This window comes from Pseudomonas sp. HMSC076A11, assembly GCF_001810205.1.
Classification (GTDB): Bacteria; Pseudomonadota; Gammaproteobacteria; order Pseudomonadales; family Pseudomonadaceae; genus Pseudomonas; species Pseudomonas aeruginosa.
Genome location: NZ_KV800282.1, coordinates 85,677 through 105,770, shown reverse-complemented (window position 1 = coordinate 105,770; position 20,094 = coordinate 85,677). Strand labels below are relative to the sequence as shown.

Below are 20,094 nucleotides of genomic sequence, written 5' to 3'. Positions count from 1 at the left end.
GGTGCAGGGCGCCTGCCCGTCGCCGGGGAGTTAGGGGCCGCCTCAGGCCCCCAGCAGGCTCTGCCCGCACACCCTCAGCACCTGGCCGCTGACCGCGCCGGACGACGGCTGGGCGAACCAGGCCACCGTTTCGGCGACGTCCTGCGGCAGGCCGCCCTGGCTCATGGAGTTCATCCGCCGGCCGGCCTCGCGGATGGTCAGCGGAATGGCGGCGGTCATCTGCGTCTCGATGAAGCCCGGCGCCACCGCGTTGATGGTGATGCCGCGCTTGCCCAGCGCCGGCGCCCAGGCCTGGGCCAGGCCGATCAGGCCGGCCTTGCTCACCGCGTAGTTGCTCTGCCCGAGGTTGCCGGCGATGCCGCTGATCGACGCCAGCAACACCACCCGGCCGTTGTCATGCAGCTTGCCGCCGTCGAGCAGGGCCTGGGTCAGCACCTGCGGGGCATTGAGGTTGACGTTGATCACCGAGTTCCAGAAGTCGCTGCTCATCTTCGCCAGGGTCTTGTCGCGGGTGATCCCGGCGTTGTGCACGACGATATCGACGCCCTCAGGCAGCACGTCCACCAGTTGCTGCCCGGCGTCCGCGGCGCAGATGTCGAGGGCCACGGCACGGCCGCCGAGGCGCGCGGCGAGGCCTTCGAGGGCCTCCCTGGCCGGCGGCACGTCGAGCAGCACCACTTCCGCGCCGTCGCGCGCCAGGGTTTCCGCGATGGCCGCGCCAATGCCGCGGGCGGCGCCGGTGACCAGTGCGCGCTGGCCGGCCAGCGGCTTGCTCCAGTCGTGGACCTGGGCGCTGTTGGCGGCAAGACGGATCACCTGGCCGGAGACGTAGGCGCTCTTCGGCGAGAGGAAGAAGCGCAGTGCGCCTTCCAGTTGGTCCTCGGCGCCCTTGCCGACGTACAGCAACTGCACGTTGCCGCCGCGACGGATTTCCTTGCCCAGGGAGCGGGTGAAACCTTCCAGGCTGCGTTGCACGCTGGCGGCGACCGGGTCCTTGAGAGACTCGGGGGGGGCGTCCGAGGACCACCACCTTCGGGCACTTGTCGAGGCCCTTGAGCACCGGCTGGAAGAAGTCGCGCAGCGCCACCAACTGCTCGAAGCGGGTCAGGCCGCTGGCGTCGAACAGCACCGCCTTGGCCCGCGGGCTGTGCTCGGCGGTCCAGCGCGGCAGCTCGAACTGTCCCTCGACGGCGGCGAACACCGCGTCGGTCAGCTTGCCGGCGAAGGGCAGCACGGCCTCGGCCAGCGCGCCGCTCCCGCCGATCACCAGCGGGCCGTCCACCGGCCGTACCCGGCCGGCCTGCCAGCGCTCCAGGCGCAGCGGGGAGGGAAGGCCGACGGCGCCAACCAGGCGGCGGCCGACGGGGGAGTTGGCGAAGGCGATGTAACGATCGGTCATGGAACGGGCTCCCGGTGGAAAGGCTCCAAGGCTGAAGGTGGATTCCGCCGGCCAACGATGCCGAGGGAACGCGGGTAACAGTGTGGACAACTCTACGCAGCCACCTGTTCGCCGCAATTGACCGCGCTGACCGGGATAACGGCAGGGCGGCCAATGCGACGCGACCGGCTAAGGTTAGCCTGTGCGCCACTGACCGCTCAGTTAACGGGTCGAGCCTCGGCTCGGCGTAAACGATTCCAGCAAGGAGTTCTTCCATGACCCAGCTGCGCCGGGTCGCCATTGTCGGCGGCAACCGTATTCCCTTCGCCCGCTCGAACACCGTGTACGCCACGGCGAGCAACCAGGAGATGCTCACTTCCGCCCTGGAAGGCCTGGTGGAGCGCTACAACCTGCACGGAGAGCGCCTTGGCGAGGTGGTGGCCGGCGCCGTGCTGAAGCATTCGCGCGACTTCAACCTGACCCGCGAATGCGTGCTCGGTTCGCGCCTGGCCCCGGAAACCCCGGCCTACGATATCCAGCAGGCCTGCGGTACCGGCCTGGAGGCGGCGATCCTGGTGGCCAACAAGATCGCCCTCGGGCAGATCGACAGCGGCATCGCCGGCGGCGTCGATACCACTTCCGACGCGCCGATCGGGGTCAACGAGGGCCTGCGCAAGATTCTCCTCGAGGCCAACCGCGGCAAGAGCAACCTGGACAAGCTCAAGAGCCTGCTGAAGATCCGCCCGCGCCACGTGGTCCCGGCCATCCCGCGCAACGGCGAGCCGCGCACCGGGCTGTCGATGGGGGAGTCCTGCGAACTGATGGCGCAGACCTGGCAGATTCCCCGCGACGAGCAGGACAGGCTGGCCTTCGAGAGCCACCACAAGCTGGCCGCGGCCTATGAGGAGGGCTGGCAGAACGACCTGATGACGCCGTTCCGCGGCCTGACCCGCGACCAGAACCTGCGCCCGGATATCGACCTGGAGAAGATCGGCACCCTCAAGCCGGTGTTCGAGCGCGGTTCGCGCGGCACCCTCACGGCGGCCAACTCGACGCCGCTGACCGACGGCGCCTCGGTGGTACTGCTGGCCAGCGAGGAGTGGGCGAAGGCGCGCGGCCTGCCGATCCTGGCCTATTTCAAGGACGGCGAGGCGGCGGCGGTGAACTTCGTCGATCGCCAGGAGGGCCTGCTGATGGCGCCGGTCTACGCGGTGCCGCGGCTGCTGGCACGCAACGGCCTGAGTCTGCAGGACTTCGACTACTACGAGATCCACGAGGCCTTCGCCGCCCAGGTGCTCTGCACCCTGAAGGCCTGGGAAGACCCCGAGTACTGCAAGACCCGCCTCGGCCTCGACCAGCCGCTGGGCTCCATCGACCGCAGCAAGCTCAACGTCAAGGGCAGCTCACTGGCCGCCGGCCACCCGTTCGCCGCCACGGGAGGACGGATCGTCGCCAACCTGGCCAAGCTGCTCTCGCTGGCGGAGCAGGGACGCGGGCTGATTTCCATCTGCGCCGCCGGTGGGCAGGGTGTGACCGCGATCATCGAGCGGTAATCCAATAGGGCGAGCGGCCTTGTCGCTCGACGATGTAAGCAACTCCGTGACTTGGGCGGTGCCGTGCGAACGGGACCGCCTTTTTTTTTGCTGGCGCCCTACGGTTCGGGTTCGTCGGCGGCGTTGGAGACAGCGAATTCGACGCTTGTACGGAGAATCCCCTCTCTCTTCAGGGAGAGAGTTGGGGTGAGGGCGGCTCCGCTATCGGCCGGGAGTGCCGCTGCGGCGGATAACGCCGTTGGCGTTATGCGCCCTACCGTTCGGGTTCGTGGCGGCGATGAAGTACGGATCCCGACGCCTGCCGGATAACCCCGGCGTAGGGCTCACGCCGCACATCCGCCATTGCCGTCCTGCCCCCGCAGGCTTGCCGGCTGGCGGTCGGCGAAGGGGGTGGAGAGGATCATCGAGGTCTTGCTGATGCCGAACTTCATCAGCCGGTCGATCAGGTCCTGCAGCTCCGGCATCGAAGCCACGGCGGCCTTCATCAGCACGCAGGCGTCGCCGGTGATCCGGTGGCAGAGGGTCAGTTGGGGGATCCGGGCCAGTTCGTCGAGCACCGACTGGCAATCCTTCTCGGTGATCCGCAGTTCGATCACGCACTCGATGGGCAGGCCGAGCTTGGCCAGGTTCACCGAGGCGTGGTAGCCGGTGATCACCCCTTCGGCCTCCAGCTTGGCCACCCGGTCGGCCACCGCCGGGGGCGACAGGTTGATGCGCCGGGCCAGTTCGGCGAAGGTCAGGCGGCCGTTGTCGATCAGGGCGGCGAGGAGCGCACGGTCGTATTTGTCCATGATGGGTCCCGGTTGTCGAATCGACGGAAAGCATGGCCGATTTCCATGGAAAGAAAAGTGTTACGTCCCGATAACCAGCGGCTGTGCCTTAACCGGCGGGTAGCGACCTCATAAAATGAAGTCTTTCTCCCGCCTGCCCTGTCGAGTGCTTTCCATGCCTGCCCGTCGCCTTCCGCTGTTGCTTTTCGGTGCGTTCTTCGCCCTGTACTTCATCTGGGGCTCCACTTACCTGGCGATCCGCTTCGGCGTCGAGTCCTGGCCTCCGATGCTGATGGCCGGGGTGCGCTTCGTCATCGCCGGCGGCCTGATGTTCGCCTGGTTGCGCTGGCGCGGCGCGCCGTTGCCGACCTGGCGCGAGTGGCGCGGCGCGGGGGTCGTCGGAATCCTCCTGCTCAGTTGCGGCAACGGCGGGGTGACGGTGGCCGAGCACTGGGGCGTGTCTTCCGGGGTGGCGGCCCTCGCGGTGGCTACGGTGCCGCTGTTCACCCTGCTGTTCAGCCAGTTGTTCGGCCAGCGCAACACCACGCTGGAATGGGGCGGCATCGTGCTCGGGCTGTTCGGCATCGTCCTGCTCAACCTCGGTTCGAACCTCCAGGCCAGCCCTGCCGGCGCCGGCCTGATCCTGTTCGCCGCCGCGTCCTGGGCCTTCGGCTCGGTGTGGAGCCGGCGCCTGTCGCTGCCGGCCGGACCGATGGCCAGCGCCGCGGAAATGCTGGTCGGCGGCGCGGTGCTGCTGGTCGGCAGCCTGGCCAGCGGCGAGCGCCTGGAGCATTGGCCGAGCACCAGCGGCTGGCTGGCGCTGGTGTACCTGATCCTGTTCGGCTCGATCATCGCCTTCAGCGCCTACCAGTACCTGCTGCGCAACGTACGGCCGGCGGCGGCCACCAGCTATGCCTACGTCAATCCGGCGGTGGCGGTGTTGCTCGGCACCCTGTTCGCCGGCGAGCGGATCGGCGGTATCGAGGGGCTGGCGATGCTGGTGATCATCAGCGCCGTGGTGCTCATCGGCCTGCCCCAGTGGCGCGCCAGCCGCGCCGCCGCCTGAATGCCTTAAGCGATCCCTAAGGCGGGCTGCGCCATGCTGCGGCGCAGCGCCCGGATGGGCCGGGCTGACGGGGGTACGAAGATGAAAGCGCTGGTCATCGGTGTGGTCCTGGTGTTCCTTGGCGGTTGCGCCAGTCACGTGAGCCCCGGCGGCAAGGCCATCGAGTCGCCGATCAAGGAGTATTTCGGCCAGGACCCCATCGAGCGCCGGGCCTTCGGCGAGAGCGAGAACGGCGCCGAGGCCGAGGATTCGCCACTGCGTTTCCGCCTGACGCCCTGAACGGTCGCCCCGGGCGCCTGACCGGACGTGCAGAAGTCGTCTCCAGCGTCTTCAATACGGAATGACGGTCGCCGCCAGGCGGCCCCGTAGCGAAGGCCGGAGGGGCGATGGAGAGCATGCTGGACAGGCCCGAGCAGGAACTCGTGCTGGTGGTGGACGACACCCCGGACAACCTGCTGCTGATGCGCGAGCTGCTCGAGGAGCAGTACCGCGTGCGCACCGCCGGCAGCGGCCCGGCCGGGCTGCGGGCAGCCGTCGAAGAGCCGCGCCCGGACCTGATCCTGCTCGATGTGAACATGCCGGGCATGGACGGCTACGAGGTCTGCCGACGGCTCAAGGCCGATCCGCTGACCCGCGACATCCCGTTGATGTTCCTCACTGCCCGCGCCGATCGCGACGACGAGCAACAGGGCCTGGCCCTGGGCGCGGTGGATTACCTGGGCAAGCCGGTGAGCCCGCCGATCGTCCTGGCGCGGGTGCGTACCCATCTGCAATTGAAGGCCAATGCCGATTTCCTGCGCGACAAGAGCGAATACCTGGAACTCGAAGTGCGCCGTCGCACGCGCCAGCTGCAACAGTTGCAGGACGCCGTCATCGAAGCCCTGGCGACCCTTGGCGATCTTCGCGACAACCCGCGCAGCCGCCATCTTCCGCGTATCGAGCGCTATGTCAGGCTGCTCGCCGAGCACCTGGCGGCGCAGCGGGCGTTCGCCGACGAGCTGACTCCGGAGGCTGTCGACCTGCTGAGCAAGTCGGCGCTGTTGCATGACATCGGCAAGGTCGCGGTGCCCGACCGGGTCTTGCTCAACCCCGGGCAACTGGACGCCGCCGACACCGCCCTGCTACAGGGCCATACCCGCGCCGGGCGCGACGCCCTGGCCAGCGCCGAGCGGCGGCTCGGCCAGCCTTCCGGATTCCTCCGCTTCGCCCGGCAGATCGCCTACAGTCATCACGAACGCTGGGATGGCCGGGGCTTTCCGGAAGGCCTTGCGGGCGAGCGGATTCCCCTGGCGGCGCGGATCGTCGCCCTGGCCGACCGCTACGATGAACTGACCAGCCGGCACGCCTACCGGCCGCCGCTGGCGCATGCCGAGGCGGTGCTGCTGATCCAGGCCGGCGCCGGCAGTGAATTCGACCCACGGCTGGTGGAGGCCTTCGTCGCCGTGGCCGACGCTTTCGCCGAGGTTGCCCAGCGCTACGCCGACAGCGCCGAGGCGCTGGACGTGGAGATGCAGCGGCTGGAACAGGCGGTGGCGGAAAGCATCGAACTCACCGCGCCACCAGCCTAGTACGCCGATCGGTGCGCAGTCCGGCGGAAAGCCGGCGCGTCCGGCTGTGCTCGGCACGGCGTTTGCCGTATAACGTCAGACCCTTTGCCTTCCACATTGGCCCCGAGGAGCCGCGTAGCACCGATGAAGACACCCAGACGCCTGGAACCGTTGATCGAAGACGGTCTGATCGACGAGGTCGTGCGCCCGCTGATGAGCGGCAAGGAAGCCTCGGTCTATGTGGTGCGTTGCGGCGACAGCCTGCGTTGCGCCAAGGTCTACAAGGAGGCCAACAAGCGCAGCTTCCGCCAGGCCGCCGAGTACCAGGAGGGCCGCAAGGTCCGCAACAGCCGCCAGGCGCGGGCCATGGCCAAGGGCTCGAAGTATGGCCGCCGCGAACAGGAGGAAGCCTGGCAGAATGCCGAAGTGGCGGCCCTGTTCCGTCTCGCCGGGGCTGGTGTGCGGGTGCCGAAGCCCTATGATTTCCTCGATGGCGTGTTGCTGATGGAACTGGTGGCGGACGCCGACGGCGATGCTGCGCCGCGTCTCAACGACGTGACGCTGGAGCCCGACGAGGCACGGCGCCACCACGCTTTCCTGATCCGCCAGATCGTCGCCATGCTCTGCGCCGGCCTGGTGCACGGCGACCTCTCCGAGTTCAACGTCCTGCTCGGTCCGGATGGCCCGGTGATCATCGACTTGCCGCAGGCGGTCGACGCGGCCGGCAACAACCATGCGTTCAGCATGCTCGAACGCGACGTCGGCAACATGGCCGCCTACTTCGGCCGCTTCGCCCCGGAACTCAGGCAGACCCGCTATGCCAAGGAAATGTGGGCGCTCTACGAAGCCGGCGAGCTGACAGCGGAAACCCCGCTCAGCGGCACCTTCGTCGAAGCCGAAGAGGCCGCCGACGTGCGCGCGGTGCTCCGCGAGATCGAGGCCGCGCAGCGCGAGGAGGCGCGTCGCCAGGCGCTGCGCCAGGCCGACGACGCGCCGCGTGGCGAGCGCGAGGAACCGCCGCCGCCCTGGTTGCAGTGAGCGGCTGGCGGATGTTTTTTCCCGCCAACTGTATCGCGACCCTTGCGCACGCAACTGCTAGCGTGGCCTGAAGTTTTCCGGAGGCCGCCATGCCTGTTGCACATATCCTGCTCGCCCTGCTGGTGACCCTGATCTGGGGTCTGAACTTCGTCGTGATCAAGGTCGGCCTCGGCGACTTCCCGCCGCTGCTGTTCTGCGCCCTGCGCTTCGCCCTGGCGGCGCTGCCGCTGTTGGTCCTGCGCGGGCCGATGCCGGCGCCGTTCGGACGCATCCTGCTGATCGGCGTGCTCCTCGGAGTGGTCAAGTTCGGCCTGCTGTTCGTCGGCATGGCCCAGGGCATGCCGGCCGGGCTGTCGTCGCTGGTGCTGCAGAGCCAGGTATTCTTCACCATCCTCATCGCCGCCCTGTGGCTGGGCGAGCGGCCGTCGCCGCGCGGGTTGTTCGGCCTCCTGCTGGCGGCGGCGGGGCTGGTCCTGATCGGCCTGGAGCGGCCGCTGGGAGACAGCCTGCTGGCATTCCTGCTGGTGGTCGCTGCGGCGCTGGCCTGGTCCTTCGCCAACATCGCCACCAAGCGTTCCGGGGCCACCGACATGCTGCGCCTGATCTGCTGGGTCAGCCTGGTCCCGCCGTTGCCGCTGCTGGCGCTTTCCTATCTATTCGAAGGTCCGCACGCCATCGAGCGCGCCGTGCTGAACATGAGCTGGGGCGGCTTCGGCGCACTGCTCTACATCGCCTTCGGCGCGACCACGGTGGGCTTCGCCATCTGGAGTTTCCTCCTGCGCCACTACCCGGCCAGCCTGGTGACCCCGTTCGCCCTGGCGGTGCCGGTGTCGGGCATGCTCGCCGGCTGGCTGCTGCTCGGCGAACGCCTCGACCTGGACAGCCTGCTGGCCTGCGCGCTGGTGTTCGTCGGGCTGGCCATCACCCTGTTGCCGGCCAGCCTGCTGCGACGCTTCGCCTGGCCGGTGCGGCGGGTGGGATGAAAACGGCGGAAGACATCCTCGCGCTGATCGCCGCCGATTCCTCGCGCCTGCATCTGCTCCGCGTGCTGCGCGAGGTCGGCCCGGAGGGCGCCTGGATCGGCGACGGCTTCGTGCGCAACGCGGTATGGGACCATCTGCATGGCTACGGCGAAGCCACGCCGCTGGCGGACATCGACGTACTTCATTTCGCCCCGCGGGCCCTCGACCCGCAGGCCGACGCCGACTTCGAGGCCGCGTTGCGCCGTCGCTGCGAGGCGCCCTGGTCGGTGAAGAACCAGGCGCGCATGCACCTGCGCAACGGCGACCGGCCCTACCGGGATTGCGCCGATGCGCTGTGCCACTGGGCGGAAACGTGCACGGCGGTGGCGCTGCGGCTCGTCGGCGAACGCCTGGAGCTACTGGCACCGCTGGGCGTCGACGACCTGCTGGCGCTGAAGGTGCGGCCCACCGCGCATTTCGCCGGCAAGCCGGAGGTCTACCGGCGGCGCCTGCGGGAGAAGAACTGGACGGCGCGCTGGCCGCTGCTGGATATCAGTGGCAGCAGCCAGACGCCAGGTCCTTGAGGATCGGGCAGTCGGGGCGGTGGTCGCCCTGGCAGTGCTCGACCAGGTCCTGCAGGGTGTCGCGCAGGGTGCTGAGTTCCTCGATCTTGCGGTTCAGCTCGCGCACGTGCTGCGCCGCCAGGGCCTTGACGTCGGCACTGGCGCGCTGGCGATCCTGCCAGAGGGTGAGCAGCTTGCCGACTTCGTCGAGGGAGAAACCGAGGTCCCGCGAACGGCGGATGAACGCCAGGGTATGCAGGTCGTTCTCGTTGTAGTGGCGGTAGCCGCTGGCGCTGCGTCCGGCCGGGCGGAGCAGCTCGATGGACTCGTAGTAACGGATCATCTTCGGCGTCAGTCCGCTTTTCTTCGCCGCTTCACCGATATTCATCCGGGTCTCCTGGGAGGTTGCGAAGCCGCTAGCCTATCCCTTTCCCGGCCAATGCGCAGGCTATCAGATATGTGACCGCCCGCTGTCCGGACCTCTGGCCGGCGGCCGCGTCGCGTCCGGCTGGGTCTTCGGCAGGAACACCTGTACTTCCAGCCCTTTGCCCTCCAGTCCCTTGCCCAGGCCGATACTGCCGAAGTGCAGTTCGACGATGCGCTTGACGATCGGCAGGCCCAGGCCGCTGCCCTCGCCGCTGCTGGTGGCGGGGCTGCGGTAGAAGCGGGTGAAGATCGCCTGCTGCTCTTCCAGGGCGACCCCGGGGCCGTTGTCGCGCACCCGCAGCACAGCGTGCTGGGCGCGATTCTCGACGCGGATCTCGACCTGGCCCCCAGCCGGTGTGTAGCGCAGGGCGTTGCCCACCAGGTTGCCGACCATCGCCTTCAGCCACAGGTCGATGCCCATCACGTGCACGGTCTCCTGGTGCAACGACAGCTCGATGTCCTTGTCGATGGCCTGGCGCGCCAGTTCGGAGAGTACGTCTTCGGCCAGGGTGGCGAGGTTGACCGGGTGGAATTGCTCCAGCAGGGCGTCGCCGTCGAGGCGGGCGAGAAGCAGGATCTGCTCCATCAAGGTGCTGATCCGCTCGACGCTGCGACTGACCTGCAGCAGGCCGCGGGCGTGGGCCTTGGGGTCTTCCGAACGCAGCGCGACCTGGGCATGGGTGCGCAGGCTGGCCAGTGGCGTGCGGATTTCATGGGCGGCGTCGCTGGTCAGTCGGCGTTCGGCCTCGAGGGCGGTGCGCAGACGCTCCAGCAGGAGGTTGAGTTCGTCGATGAGGCCGCGGATCTCCAGCGGCACCGCTTCCACCGCGATCGGCTGCAGGTGTCGCGCGGAGCGCTGCTGGACCTCGGCCTGCACTTCGCGTAGCGGCGCCAGGCCGCGGGCAACGCCGAACCAGACCAGGCCGCCGAGCAACGGCAGCGCCAGCAGCAGTGGGAACAGCGAGTAGAACAGCAGCAGGTTCATGGTGTGCTGGCGGTAGATCAGGTTTTCGCTGATCCAGATCTGGAAGCCGTCGATGTTCAGCTGGAGCACCCGCCAGTGGGTGCCCTGGGCTTCCACGGTGCTGAAGCCGGGGCCCTGGGCCGTGATCTCCGGCGGCAGGTTGAGGCTCGACAGCAGCGGCTGGCCGTCGCGCCACAGGGCGTAGCCGAGGGCGCTTTCGCGGCGCAGCAGGGGCAGACCCTGGATCGCTTCGCGGCTGCGTTCGATGATCTCGGTGATGGAGCCGTCCTCGCCGGCCTGGTCTTCGGTGGCAAGGTCGAGCAGGCGCAGGGCGGCTTCGCCGAAGTCCACCATGTCGTCGTCGAACAGGCGGTTCACTTGCTTCAGCGAGAGGTGGTAGGTCAGCGCCGCCACGCTCAGCCAGCACAGCACGAAGCCGACCAGCAGGTTGACCAGCAGGCGCCGGCGGACGGAGGGGACGGCGGCACGGGACATCGGGGGACTCCGGTAGGCGGTTTTCAGGGCGCCGGCTGGTCGATGCCGTAGCCGATGCCGCGGACGGTGCGGATCAACTGGTTGCCGAGCTTGCGCCGCAGGTGGTGGACGTGGACTTCGATGGCGTTGCTCTCGACGTCGCCGCTCCAGCCGTAGAGGCTCTGCTCCAGTTGGTTGCGCGAGAGCACCTTGCCGCTGTTCTCCAGCAGCAGGCGCAGCAGTGCGTATTCGCGCGGCGCCAGTTCCACCGCCTGCCCGGACAGGGTCACCTGGTGGGTCGCCGGGTCCAGGCGCAGCTCGCCGTGCACCAGTTGCGGCAGGGCGCGACCGGTGGTGCGGCGGGTCAGGGCGCGCACCCGTGCCTGCAGTTCGTCGAGATCGAAGGGCTTGGTCAGGTAGTCGTCGGCACCGCTGTCGAGCCCGGCGACCCGGTCGGCCACCTTGTCCCGCGCGGTGAGCAGCAGCACCGGGGTGAGCCGGCCCTGGTGGCGCAGGTTACGCAGGATGTCCAGGCCGCTGCGGCGCGGCAGTCCGATGTCGAGCACCAGCAGGTCGAACTCGTCGGTGACCAGCGCGTTCTCCGCGGCCACGCCGTCGGTCACCCATTCCACGGTATCGCCTTCCAGGCGCAGCCCGGCGCGGATGCCGTCGCCGAGCAGCAGGTCGTCCTCGGCCAGCAGTATTCTCATGGCAGCCTCGTTTCAGTGATTCCACAATTCCCACAGGCTCAGGCCGGCCTCCAGCAGGAGGATGGCGACGATCAGCCATTCGACCCGCAGTTCGCCCCGGAAGTAGCGGTATTCGCCGAGGCGGTCGGCGGCCAGTTCGTAGAGGTCCTGCAGCACTTCGATGCGGTCGTCCAGGGTCGCCAGGCGATCGTGCACTTCGGCCTGCATGGCCAGTTCGTTGTAGAGCCGGCGCACAGCGCCGTTCAGTTGCAGCGGCGGCTTCTCCAGGTGCGACTCCAGGCGGGCATAGGCCATGCGCCAGAGTGTAGTGCGTCGCACCTGCCGGTTCACATGTTCCTGGCGCCGCAGGGCGGCACGGCGCGGTAGCTGGGTCAGTTCGACATCGGCCTGGGCCGGTTCCCAGGCCGCCGCGGTCTCGCCTTCCAGGCGGCGCAGGTGACCTTCGTGCCAGGCGAAGACGGCCAGGCCTTCGAGCAGCTCCCGGCAGCGCTCGGGGTTGCCGATGACCAGCGCGCGGCCGGGGCGCCACAGCACCCGCTCGCCGAACGAGGGCGCTTCCAGGGTCGGCTGGCGCTCGTCCTCGCCGGCGGCCATCCAGGCTTCCAGGCGCTGGCGCCAGGCGTGCCCGGTCTGTAGCCCGGCGTTGGCGAAGATCACCAGCAGCTCGTCGTCGACGGCGGTCTCCGGCAGTTCCGCGTCTTCGCTCAGCTCGATGCGTTGCGCCAGGACGGCCAGCGCCGGCTGCGGATCGCGCAGGGTGGCCAGTAGCGGCAGGCCGCCGCCGTCCGCGGCGGAGCGGAAGCGTACCCGGTGCAGCAGGCAGGGCGCGCCGTTGACGGCCAGCGGTACGCTGGCCAGGGGAGCGGCGGACATCTTCAGGTCCTCGCCAGGGCCGGCAATTGTGCCGGGCCGAACTCGATCTCCTCGATATCCGGCGGTGCGACGAAGGGTACGCCGTCTTCCAGTACCGGTCCCGGTTGGGCGAGCAGGAAGCGGGTTTCCCGGTCCATCACGAAGCAGGCCTTGAGGTAGTCGCCGTCGAGGTGGTCGAGCCACAGCGGGCCGAGCTTGCGTTCGATGCGTCGGTCGATGTCCTCGGCCTGCCAGTGGTTCGTGTCGAGCCAGTCGGAAGCCAGCAGGAAGCCCCAGGAGGAGAGGAACGAGGGCACCGTGGCGCGGTAGCTGTGGACCTGGGAAAAGACACTGCGCAGGGTGCGGGCGAGGGCCGCGTGGGGCTTGTCGTCGCTGTGGGAGAACTCCAGCCCCTGCACCGCGACCACCCCGCCCGGTCGCAGGCGCGAATGCAGCAGCTCGTAGAACTGGCGGGTATAGAGAGCCTGGGCCGGGCCGTTGTCGAGCATGTCGACGACGTCGATGATGACCACGTCATAGAGCGACGGGTCGCGCTCGAGATAGGCCCGGCCGTCCTCGGCGAGCAGTTCGCAGCGTGGGTCGTCGAAGGCGCCCTGGTGCCACTGGAACAGGTGTTCGCGACACAGTTCCACCAGCTCCCGGTCGAGATCGACCATCACCGCCCGCCGCACGCTGGCATGGGACAGCACCTCGCGCAGGGTGGCGCCTTCGCCGCCGCCGATGATCAGTACGTCGCGCGGCTCGTCGTGGGCGAGCATGGCCGGCTGCACCAGCAGCTCGTGGTACAGCGACTCATCGCTCTCGGCGCTCTGGATCGCGCCGTCGAGCATCAGCACGCGGTCGTAGTTGTAGGTGTCGGCGATCAGCACGTTCTGCCAGCGCGTGCGGCCCTGGTAGAGCACCCGGCGCAGGCGGTAGACGTACTGGTCGAAGGGGTCGCTGTCCTCGATCGCGGTGATCGCGCCGTCGCCTTCCAGCAGCGGGTCCGGCGGATAGAAATAGAAGTGGTTCGGCGGCAGCGGCGGCAGCCCGGCGGCGACCTCCGCCGGCACCAGGCCGGTGAGGTCGACGGCGTAACGGGCCTGGCTCAGGTCGGGAGCCAGCGGGGCGCGTTCGATCGGCGTATCCATCAGGCCACCCCCGTGCCCTGGCCCAGCGCCCAGCGCAGGGTCGGGCTGTCTTCGTCGACCGGGCCATTGCCGGCCAGGCTGCGGCTGAGCAGCCCCAGGCGATGGCCGCCGAGGCCGCGGTCCATGCTCGAGATCAGGTGCCGACGGCTGCCCAGGCGTTCGCTGAGCACGCGCACGGCCTGGGCGCCATCGAGTACGTCGCCGCAGGTGAACACGTCGACCGCGGCATAGCCGTACTCCGGCCAGGTATGGATCGCCAGGTGCGATTCGGCGATCACCACCACGCCGGAGATGCCGATCGGGCTGAACTTGTGGAACGCCGAGGTGATGATGGTGGCGTTGGCCTGGCGGGCGGCCTCGAGCATGCTTTCCTCGATCCACTGGATATCGTCGAAGCGCTGGTCGACGCAGTCGAACAGCTCGATGACCAGTTGCTTGCCGAGCACGGTGATCGGATCGAGTCGCAACGGTTGAATTGCCATGAAGGCCTCCTGCTTCCGTTTCGGCGAGGGATGTCCTCGCGGTGGAAGGCACGATAGGCGCGGCTGACTTAAGAGGTGCTTAACGACGGATTTTTGCCCGACCCGGCGCGGGCCGACGACGCCGGAGCAGCCATTTCGCCTGACGTAGGGCGAATAGCGCCAGCGGCGCTATCCGCCGCTTCTGCGGAGCATGGCCCGGCGGATAACCGCGAGTGGTTATTCGCCCTACCGAGGCGCGCCCTTCGCCTGCGTCACCCGGTCCACCAGGTAGACCACCCCGCGGTAGTCGATCCCGCCGTGCTCGCTGAGGCCGATCTCGCAGGTACGGCTGGTGGATACGCCTTCCTCGCAGAACTGCACGGCATCCTTCAGGTTGCGCAGGGAGTGAGCGTTCAGTTCCGGCGTGGTGAAGCCCTTGTCGCCAGCGAAGCCGCAGCAGTGAATGCCTTCCGGGATCACCACCTCGCGGGTGCAGCGGCCGACCAGGTCGATCAGCGCCTGGCTCTCGCCGAGGTGCTGGGTGCTGCAGGTGACGTGCACCGCTACCGGTTTGTCCTGCGGGATGAACTCCAGGCGATCGAGCAGGTGACTGCGGATGAATTTCACCGGGTCGTGGATCTGCAGCCGCGGATCGTCCAGACCCTGGACCAGGCGCAGGGTGCAGGGACTGGTGTCGCAGTAGATCGGGTCGAGGCCGCCGCGGCTGGCCTGGAGCAGGGCGGCGAGCAGCTCGTCGCGCTTGTCGTCGGCCTGCTTCGCATACCCCTTGGACGCGAACGGCTGGCCGCAGCAGAGGTTGTCCAGGTTATCCGGGAACACCACCTGGTAGCCGGCCTTTTCCAGTAGACGGCGGGTCTTGTCCAGCAGCGGCTCGCGCTCTTCGTCGCCGAAGGCCGGGCCCATGGCACGCGAGACGCAGGCGGCGAGATAGACCACCCTCGGCCGCTCGTCGTCGAGCGGGGCGGTCGGCGGCGCCAGGCGTACCGGCTGCGGCAGCGCCGGCGTCCATTGCGGCACGCGGCCGCCGCTGGCCTGGCTGAGGCCGCGGCTGGCCCTGGCCAGCAGGGGCGCGCCAAGCAGGCGCCGGGCGCCGTCGGCAGCGAGCAGGGCGAAGCGCGCAGCACGCATGGCTCCGGCAAAGTTGCGCGCCAGCCAGGTGGCGCCTTCGGCGTGGCGGGCGTCGGCGCCGCGCAGCTTGCGGATCAGCTCGCCGGTGTTGATGTTCACAGGACAGCGCTGGGCGCATAGGCCGGTGGCGGCGCAGGTGTCGATGCCCTGGTAGCGGTAGTCGCGCTCCAGCGCCGTGGTGTCGACGCCGGCGCGCTTCTTCGCCTGGATGTCGCGCCACAGGACGATGCGCTGGCGTGGCGTTAGGGTCAGTCCGCGCGACGGGCAGACCGGTTCGCAGAAACCGCACTCGATGCACTTGTCGACGATCTCGTCGGCAGCCGGCAGCGGCTTGAGGTTCTTCAGGTGGCTCTGCGGGTCGTCGCTGAGGACCACACCCGGGTTGAGGATGCCGCGCGGGTCGAGCAGGCGCTTGAGCTGCCACATCAAGCGATAGGCGTCCTCGCCCCACTCCAGTTCGACGAACGGCGCCATGTTGCGTCCGGTGCCATGCTCGGCCTTCAGTGAGCCGCCGTACTCCACCGCCACCAGGTGCGCCACGTCGTCCATGAACGCCGAGTAGCGGGCGATCTGCTCGGGCGAGTCGAAGCCCTGGGTGAAGACGAAGTGCAGGTTGCCCTCCAGCGCGTGGCCGAAGAGGATCGCCTCATCGTAGCGGTGCTTGTCGAACAGCTCGATCAGGCGGTTGACTCCCTCGGCCAGTCGTTCGACGGGGAAGGTGACGTCCTCGATGATCACCGTGGTGCCGGTCTCGCGCACCGCGCCGACAGCCGGGAAGGTGTCCTTGCGGATGCGCCAGAGCTGGTTGTAGACCGCCGGGTCTTCGCTGAAGTCGACCTGCTTCTCCAGCGGATATTCGGCGATGGAGGCCATGATCCGCCCGAGCTGTTCGTGCAGCAGCGTGCGGCTCGCCGCGCGGGACTCGATGAGCAGGGCGCAGGCGCCGGCGGAAAGACTCTTCACCCATTCCGGCATGCCCTGCATGTTCTCAACCGAGCGCAGGCTGCGCCGATCGAGCAGTTCCACCGCCGAGACCGGCTGGCGCTTGAGCACCGCGACCGCCGTGCAGCAGGTTTCCACCGTGGGGAAAACCAGCAGCGCCGAGGCCTTGTGCGGGTGTTCCGGGACGGTGTCGTAGGTCACCGCGCTGATGAAGCCGAGGGTGCCCTCGGAGCCGACCATCAGGTGGGTGAGGATGTCCAGCGGCTCGTCGTAGTCGACCAGCGCGTTCAGCGACAGGCCGGTGGTGTTCTTCAGCCGGTACTTGTGGCGGATCTTCGCGGCCAGTTCGGCGTTGGCGCGGGTCTCGCGGCCGAGTTCGGCGAGCCGTTCCAGCAGCTCGCCGTGGCTGGCGCGGAAGGCCGCGACGCTGGCCGGGTCCTCGCTGTCCAGACGGGTGCCGTCGGCCAGCAGCAGGCGCAGGCCGGCGAGGGTGTGGTAGCTGTTCTGCGCGGTGCCGCAGCACATGCCGCTGGCGTTGTTGGCGACGATGCCGCCGATCTTGCAGGCGTTGATCGAGGCCGGGTCGGGACCGATCTTGCGGCCGAACGGCGCCAGCCAGGCGTTCGCCTGGGCGCCGATGACACCCGGCTGCAGGCGGATCTGCGCGCCGTCGGCGCGGATTTCCCGGCCGTTCCAGTTGTCGCCGAGGACGAGCAGCACCGAGTCGCTGATGGCCTGGCCGGAGAGGCTGGTGCCGGCGGCGCGGAAGGTCACCGGGACCTGCTCGCGGTAGGCGGCGGATAGGATCGCGGCGACCTCGTCCTCGCTTTCGACGCGCAGCACCAGCTTGGGAATCAACCGGTAGAAACTGGCGTCGGTGCCGAAGGCCAGGGTCGACAGCGGGTCGTCGAAGCGGCGTTCGCGCGGTATCAGCCGCTCGACGGTCTCGAGAAAGGGAATCGGCAGGCTCATCGGCTTTCCTCGGCCCTGGGACGACGGTCACGCCCCGGGCGTTTTCAGGCTTTTCTGGTGGGCGTCTCAGGCGCCCAGTTCGCGGACCAGCGAGTCGGCGCTGATCTCGCCGATCGACTTGGCCCCGGTGAGGACCATGGCCACGCGCATTTCCTTTTCGATCAGTTCGAGCAGGTTGCGCACCCCGGCCTCGCCGGCGGCGGCCAGGGCGTAGACGAAGGCGCGGCCGAGCAGCACGCTGTCGGCGCCGAGGGCGATCATCCGCACCACGTCGAGACCGGTGCGGATGCCGGAGTCGGCAAGGATCGCCAGTTCGCCCTTCACCGCATCGGCTATCGCCGGCAGCGCGCGGGCGCTGGACAGCACGCCGTCGAGCTGGCGGCCGCCGTGGTTGGAGACGACGATGCCGTCGGCGCCGAACTTCACCGCATCCCTGGCATCCTCGGGGTCGAGGATGCCCTTGATCACCATCGGGCCGTCCCAGAACTCGCGGATCCACTCCAGGTCCTTCCAGGAAATCGACGGGTCGAAGTTGGCGCCCAGCCAGCCGATGTAGTCCTCCAGTCCGGTCGGGTTGCCGCGGTAGGCGGAAATGTTGCCGAGGTCGTGGGGCTTGCCCAGCAGGCCGACGTCCCAGGCCCAGGCCGGGTGGGTCATGGCTTGCAGGATGCGGCGCGGCGCGGCGTAGGGGCCGCTCATGCCGGAATGGGCGTCGCGGTAGCGGGCGCCGGGGACCGGCATGTCGACGGTGAACACCAGGGTGGTGACGCCGGCGGCCTTGGCCCGCTCCAGGGCGTTGCGCATGAAGCCGCGGTCCTTCAGCACGTAGAGCTGGAACCACATCGGCCGGTCGATGGCCGGGGCGACCTCCTCGATCGGGCACACCGATACCGTCGACAGGGTGAAGGGCACGCCCTTCGCCGCCGCCGCGCGCGCCGCCTGGACCTCGCCGCGGCGGGCATACATGCCGGTGAGACCGACCGGGGCGAGCGCCACCGGCATCGCCAGGGTCTCGTCGAACAGGCGGGTTTCCAGGCTCAGCTCGGACATGTTCTTCAGCACCCGCTGACGCAGGGCGATGGCCGACAGGTCCTCGACGTTGCGGCGCAGGGTGTACTCGGCGTAGGCGCCGCCGTCGATGTAGTGGAAGAGGAACGGCGGCAGCTTGCGTTGGGCGGCGGCGCGGTAGTCGGTGGAAGCGGAAATGATCATTGGGCTCTTCCGTTGTGTCGAAAGGTTTTGCATCGAGCGCAGTGGAGCGGGACACGGCGGAAATGGCCAAGGGAGCCGGGCCTACGATCGTAGGCGAGCCTCCCCGGGCCATTTCCTGCGCAGTATCGCCGACGCGCGGCCGATCAGGGCGCGGTCAGTGCACCAGCATGCCGGTGAATAGGTATGCCTGGGCCAGGGTGATCAGTCCGACCAGCGCGGCGAAGATCAGGCTGTGCTTCAGGGTGAAGCGGAACAGGTCGGATTCCTTGCCGACCATCCCGGTCGCGGCGCAGGCCACGGCGATGGATTGCGGGGAGATCATCTTGCCGGTCACGCCGCCGCTGGTATTGGCGGCCACCAGCAGGGTGTCGCTGACCCCGATCTGGTGCGCGGTGGTCGACTGCAGGGAGCTGAACAGGGCGTTGGAGGACGTATCCGAACCGGTCAGGAATACCCCCAGCCAGCCGAGGAACGGCGAGAAGAACGGGAACGCCGCGCCGGTACCGGCCAGGACCAGGGCCAGGGTGGTGGACATGCCCGAGTAGTTGGTGACGAAGGCGAAGGCCAGGACCATGCCGATGGACAGGATCGGCCACTTCAACTCCACCAGGACTTCCTTGAAAGTGGTAATACCAATTTTCGTTCCAATGCGCAGGATGAGCATCGATACCAACGCCGAGAGGAAGATCGCCGTGCCGGTGGCGGAGATCGGGTCGAACTTGAATACCGCGGCGATCGGCGTGGCGCTGGTGGCGATCGGTGCGCCCTTGACCACCAGTTGGTCGAGGTGCGGGATGGCGAAGTTGAACACCAGCCAGTAGAGCTCGCCGCCCGGGGCGAACAGGGCCTTGAAAGGTTTCAGGGTCCAGATGGTCACCAGTACGGTGAGCACCAGGAACGGCGACCAGGCCTTGAGGATCTCGCCGAAGCTGTAGGCGGACGGTTCGACGCTGCGTTGCCCGCCGAAGCCGCCACCGGCCACGGCCGCGCCGCCGCCTGCGGCGAGCGCTTCGCTGGCGCCCTGCGGCTGCCAGACCTTGAGGAACAGGGTCAGGGAGACCAGGCTGACCAGTGCCGAGGTGATGTCCGGCAACTCCGGGCCGATGAAGTTGGACGTCAGGTACTGGGTGATGGCGAAGCTGCCGCCGGCGACGATGGCGGCCGGCCAGGTTTCGCGGATGCCGCGCCAGCCGTCCATCATGAACACCAGCCAGAACGGTACCAGGATCGACAGGAACGGCAGTTGGCGGCCGGTCATGGCGCCGATCTTGAAGGCGTCGATGCCGGTCACCTGGCCGGCGACGATGATCGGGATGCCCAGTGCGCCGAAGGCCACCGGCGCAGTGTTGGCGATCAGGCACAGGCCGGCGGCGTAGAGCGGATTGAAGCCGAGGCCGACGAGCAGGGCGGCGGTGATCGCCACCGGCGCGCCGAAACCGGCGGCGCCTTCGAGGAAGGCGCCGAAGGAGAAGCCGATCAGCAGTACCTGCAGGCGCTGGTCGCCGGTAATCGACAGCACCGAGCTGCGGATCACCTCGAACTGGCCGCTCTTCACCGTCAGTTTGTAGAGGAAGACCGCGGCGACGATGATCCAGGCGATCGGCCAGAGACCGTAGAGGAAGCCGTAGCCGGCGGCGGCGAAGGCCATGTCGGTGGGCATGTGGAAGGCGAAGATGGCCACCGCGATGGCCAGCGCCAGGGTGATGCTGCCGGCGATGTGGCCCTTGAGGCGGAATACCGCCAGGGCGAGGAAGAAGAACACGATCGGGATGACGGCCGCGGCGGCCGACAGGCCGAGACTGCCCAGGGGGGTATAGAGTTGTTGCCAGGCTTGCATGGGGGTTGGCTCCCTAATTGTTGTTGGGTTTGCCTGTGACCAGATCGGATACGCGCCAAGACCTGTG

At 68.5% G+C, this 20,094-nt stretch carries 17 protein-coding genes and 1 pseudogene; 7 read left to right on the top strand and 11 right to left on the bottom strand.

What is annotated here, in order from left to right; genetic code table 11:
- Window positions 1–42: 42 nt before the first annotated feature.
- Window positions 43–1,399 (bottom strand): annotated as a pseudogene (locus HMPREF2716_RS06770) (3-oxoacyl-ACP reductase).
- A gap of 254 nt (window positions 1,400–1,653) precedes the next feature.
- Between HMPREF2716_RS06770 and HMPREF2716_RS06765 the strand changes: the two are divergent.
- Window positions 1,654–2,931 (top strand): acetyl-CoA C-acetyltransferase, encoded by a 1,278-nt coding sequence (locus HMPREF2716_RS06765; RefSeq protein ID WP_003102247.1) that lies wholly within the window; start codon window positions 1,654–1,656, stop codon window positions 2,929–2,931.
- Window positions 2,932–3,254: 323 nt separating this feature from the next.
- On the opposite strand, the gene HMPREF2716_RS06760 is transcribed toward HMPREF2716_RS06765, so the two are convergent.
- Window positions 3,255–3,722 carry an Lrp/AsnC family transcriptional regulator gene (locus HMPREF2716_RS06760; protein WP_003095262.1) on the bottom strand — a complete coding sequence of 156 codons (468 nt, stop codon included), beginning with the start codon at window positions 3,720–3,722 and terminating at the stop codon, window positions 3,255–3,257.
- 154 nt (window positions 3,723–3,876) lie between these two features.
- Here HMPREF2716_RS06760 and yedA point away from each other — a divergent pair, with 154 nt between their 5' ends.
- From yedA to HMPREF2716_RS06730, 6 genes are all read left to right on the top strand, one after another.
- Window positions 3,877–4,767, top strand: a complete 891-nt coding sequence (yedA, locus tag HMPREF2716_RS06755) for a drug/metabolite exporter YedA (protein ID WP_003112921.1) — start codon at window positions 3,877–3,879, stop codon at window positions 4,765–4,767.
- 33 nt (window positions 4,768–4,800) lie between these two features.
- Window positions 4,801–5,046 (top strand): hypothetical protein, encoded by a 246-nt coding sequence (locus tag HMPREF2716_RS06750; RefSeq protein WP_003102243.1) that lies wholly within the window; start codon window positions 4,801–4,803, stop codon window positions 5,044–5,046.
- A 107-nt stretch (window positions 5,047–5,153) separates the two neighbouring features.
- Window positions 5,154–6,335 carry a cyclic di-GMP phosphodiesterase gene (locus tag HMPREF2716_RS06745; RefSeq protein ID WP_009314272.1) on the top strand — a complete coding sequence of 394 codons (1,182 nt, stop codon included), beginning with the start codon at window positions 5,154–5,156 and terminating at the stop codon, window positions 6,333–6,335.
- Between the two features lie 123 nt (window positions 6,336–6,458).
- Complete coding sequence (locus tag HMPREF2716_RS06740; RefSeq protein ID WP_003095255.1) at window positions 6,459–7,352, top strand: PA4780 family RIO1-like protein kinase; 894 nt, start codon at window positions 6,459–6,461, stop codon at window positions 7,350–7,352.
- Between the two features lie 89 nt (window positions 7,353–7,441).
- The gene (locus HMPREF2716_RS06735) at window positions 7,442–8,335 is read left to right on the top strand and encodes an EamA family transporter (protein ID WP_003135252.1); all 894 of its coding nucleotides are present in this window, start codon (window positions 7,442–7,444) and stop codon (window positions 8,333–8,335) included.
- A complete protein-coding gene (locus tag HMPREF2716_RS06730; protein ID WP_070621842.1) occupies window positions 8,332–8,898 on the top strand; it encodes a nucleotidyltransferase family protein in 567 nt (188 codons plus the stop codon). Before HMPREF2716_RS06735 ends, HMPREF2716_RS06730 begins: the two co-directional genes overlap by 4 nt.
- Here the strand turns inward: HMPREF2716_RS06730 and cueR are convergent.
- The 9 genes from cueR to HMPREF2716_RS06685 all read right to left on the bottom strand — a co-directional run bounded on the left by cueR (window position 8,867) and on the right by HMPREF2716_RS06685 (window position 20,027).
- The gene (cueR, locus tag HMPREF2716_RS06725) at window positions 8,867–9,265 is read right to left on the bottom strand and encodes a Cu(I)-responsive transcriptional regulator (protein WP_003095248.1); all 399 of its coding nucleotides are present in this window, start codon (window positions 9,263–9,265) and stop codon (window positions 8,867–8,869) included. The genes HMPREF2716_RS06730 and cueR overlap by 32 nt on opposite strands.
- A 63-nt stretch (window positions 9,266–9,328) precedes the next feature.
- Window positions 9,329–10,762: a two-component system sensor histidine kinase PmrB gene (gene pmrB / locus HMPREF2716_RS06720; RefSeq protein WP_003102237.1), complete on the bottom strand. Its 1,434-nt coding sequence runs from the start codon at window positions 10,760–10,762 to the stop codon at window positions 9,329–9,331.
- 23 nt (window positions 10,763–10,785) lie between these two features.
- Entirely contained in the window at window positions 10,786–11,451 is a 666-nt protein-coding gene (gene pmrA, locus HMPREF2716_RS06715) for a two-component system response regulator PrmA (protein ID WP_003095244.1), read from the bottom strand.
- Window positions 11,452–11,463: 12 nt separating this feature from the next.
- Window positions 11,464–12,324: an RMD1 family protein gene (locus tag HMPREF2716_RS06710; RefSeq protein WP_003102235.1), complete on the bottom strand. Its 861-nt coding sequence runs from the start codon at window positions 12,322–12,324 to the stop codon at window positions 11,464–11,466.
- Window positions 12,325–12,326: 2 nt separating this feature from the next.
- Window positions 12,327–13,454: a fused MFS/spermidine synthase gene (locus HMPREF2716_RS06705; RefSeq protein WP_003102234.1), complete on the bottom strand. Its 1,128-nt coding sequence runs from the start codon at window positions 13,452–13,454 to the stop codon at window positions 12,327–12,329.
- Window positions 13,454–13,936, bottom strand: a complete 483-nt coding sequence (gene speD / locus HMPREF2716_RS06700; RefSeq protein ID WP_003095236.1) for an adenosylmethionine decarboxylase — start codon at window positions 13,934–13,936, stop codon at window positions 13,454–13,456. Before speD ends, HMPREF2716_RS06705 begins: the two co-directional genes overlap by 1 nt.
- A 225-nt stretch (window positions 13,937–14,161) precedes the next feature.
- Window positions 14,162–16,978 (bottom strand): FAD-binding and (Fe-S)-binding domain-containing protein, encoded by a 2,817-nt coding sequence (locus tag HMPREF2716_RS06695; RefSeq protein WP_017001631.1) that lies wholly within the window; start codon window positions 16,976–16,978, stop codon window positions 14,162–14,164.
- Between the two features lie 66 nt (window positions 16,979–17,044).
- Window positions 17,045–18,190 carry an FMN-dependent L-lactate dehydrogenase LldD gene (lldD, locus tag HMPREF2716_RS06690; protein WP_003100494.1) on the bottom strand — a complete coding sequence of 382 codons (1,146 nt, stop codon included), beginning with the start codon at window positions 18,188–18,190 and terminating at the stop codon, window positions 17,045–17,047.
- A 154-nt stretch (window positions 18,191–18,344) separates the two neighbouring features.
- Window positions 18,345–20,027: a lactate permease LctP family transporter gene (locus HMPREF2716_RS06685; protein ID WP_033863019.1), complete on the bottom strand. Its 1,683-nt coding sequence runs from the start codon at window positions 20,025–20,027 to the stop codon at window positions 18,345–18,347.
- Window positions 20,028–20,094: the final 67 nt, after the last annotated feature.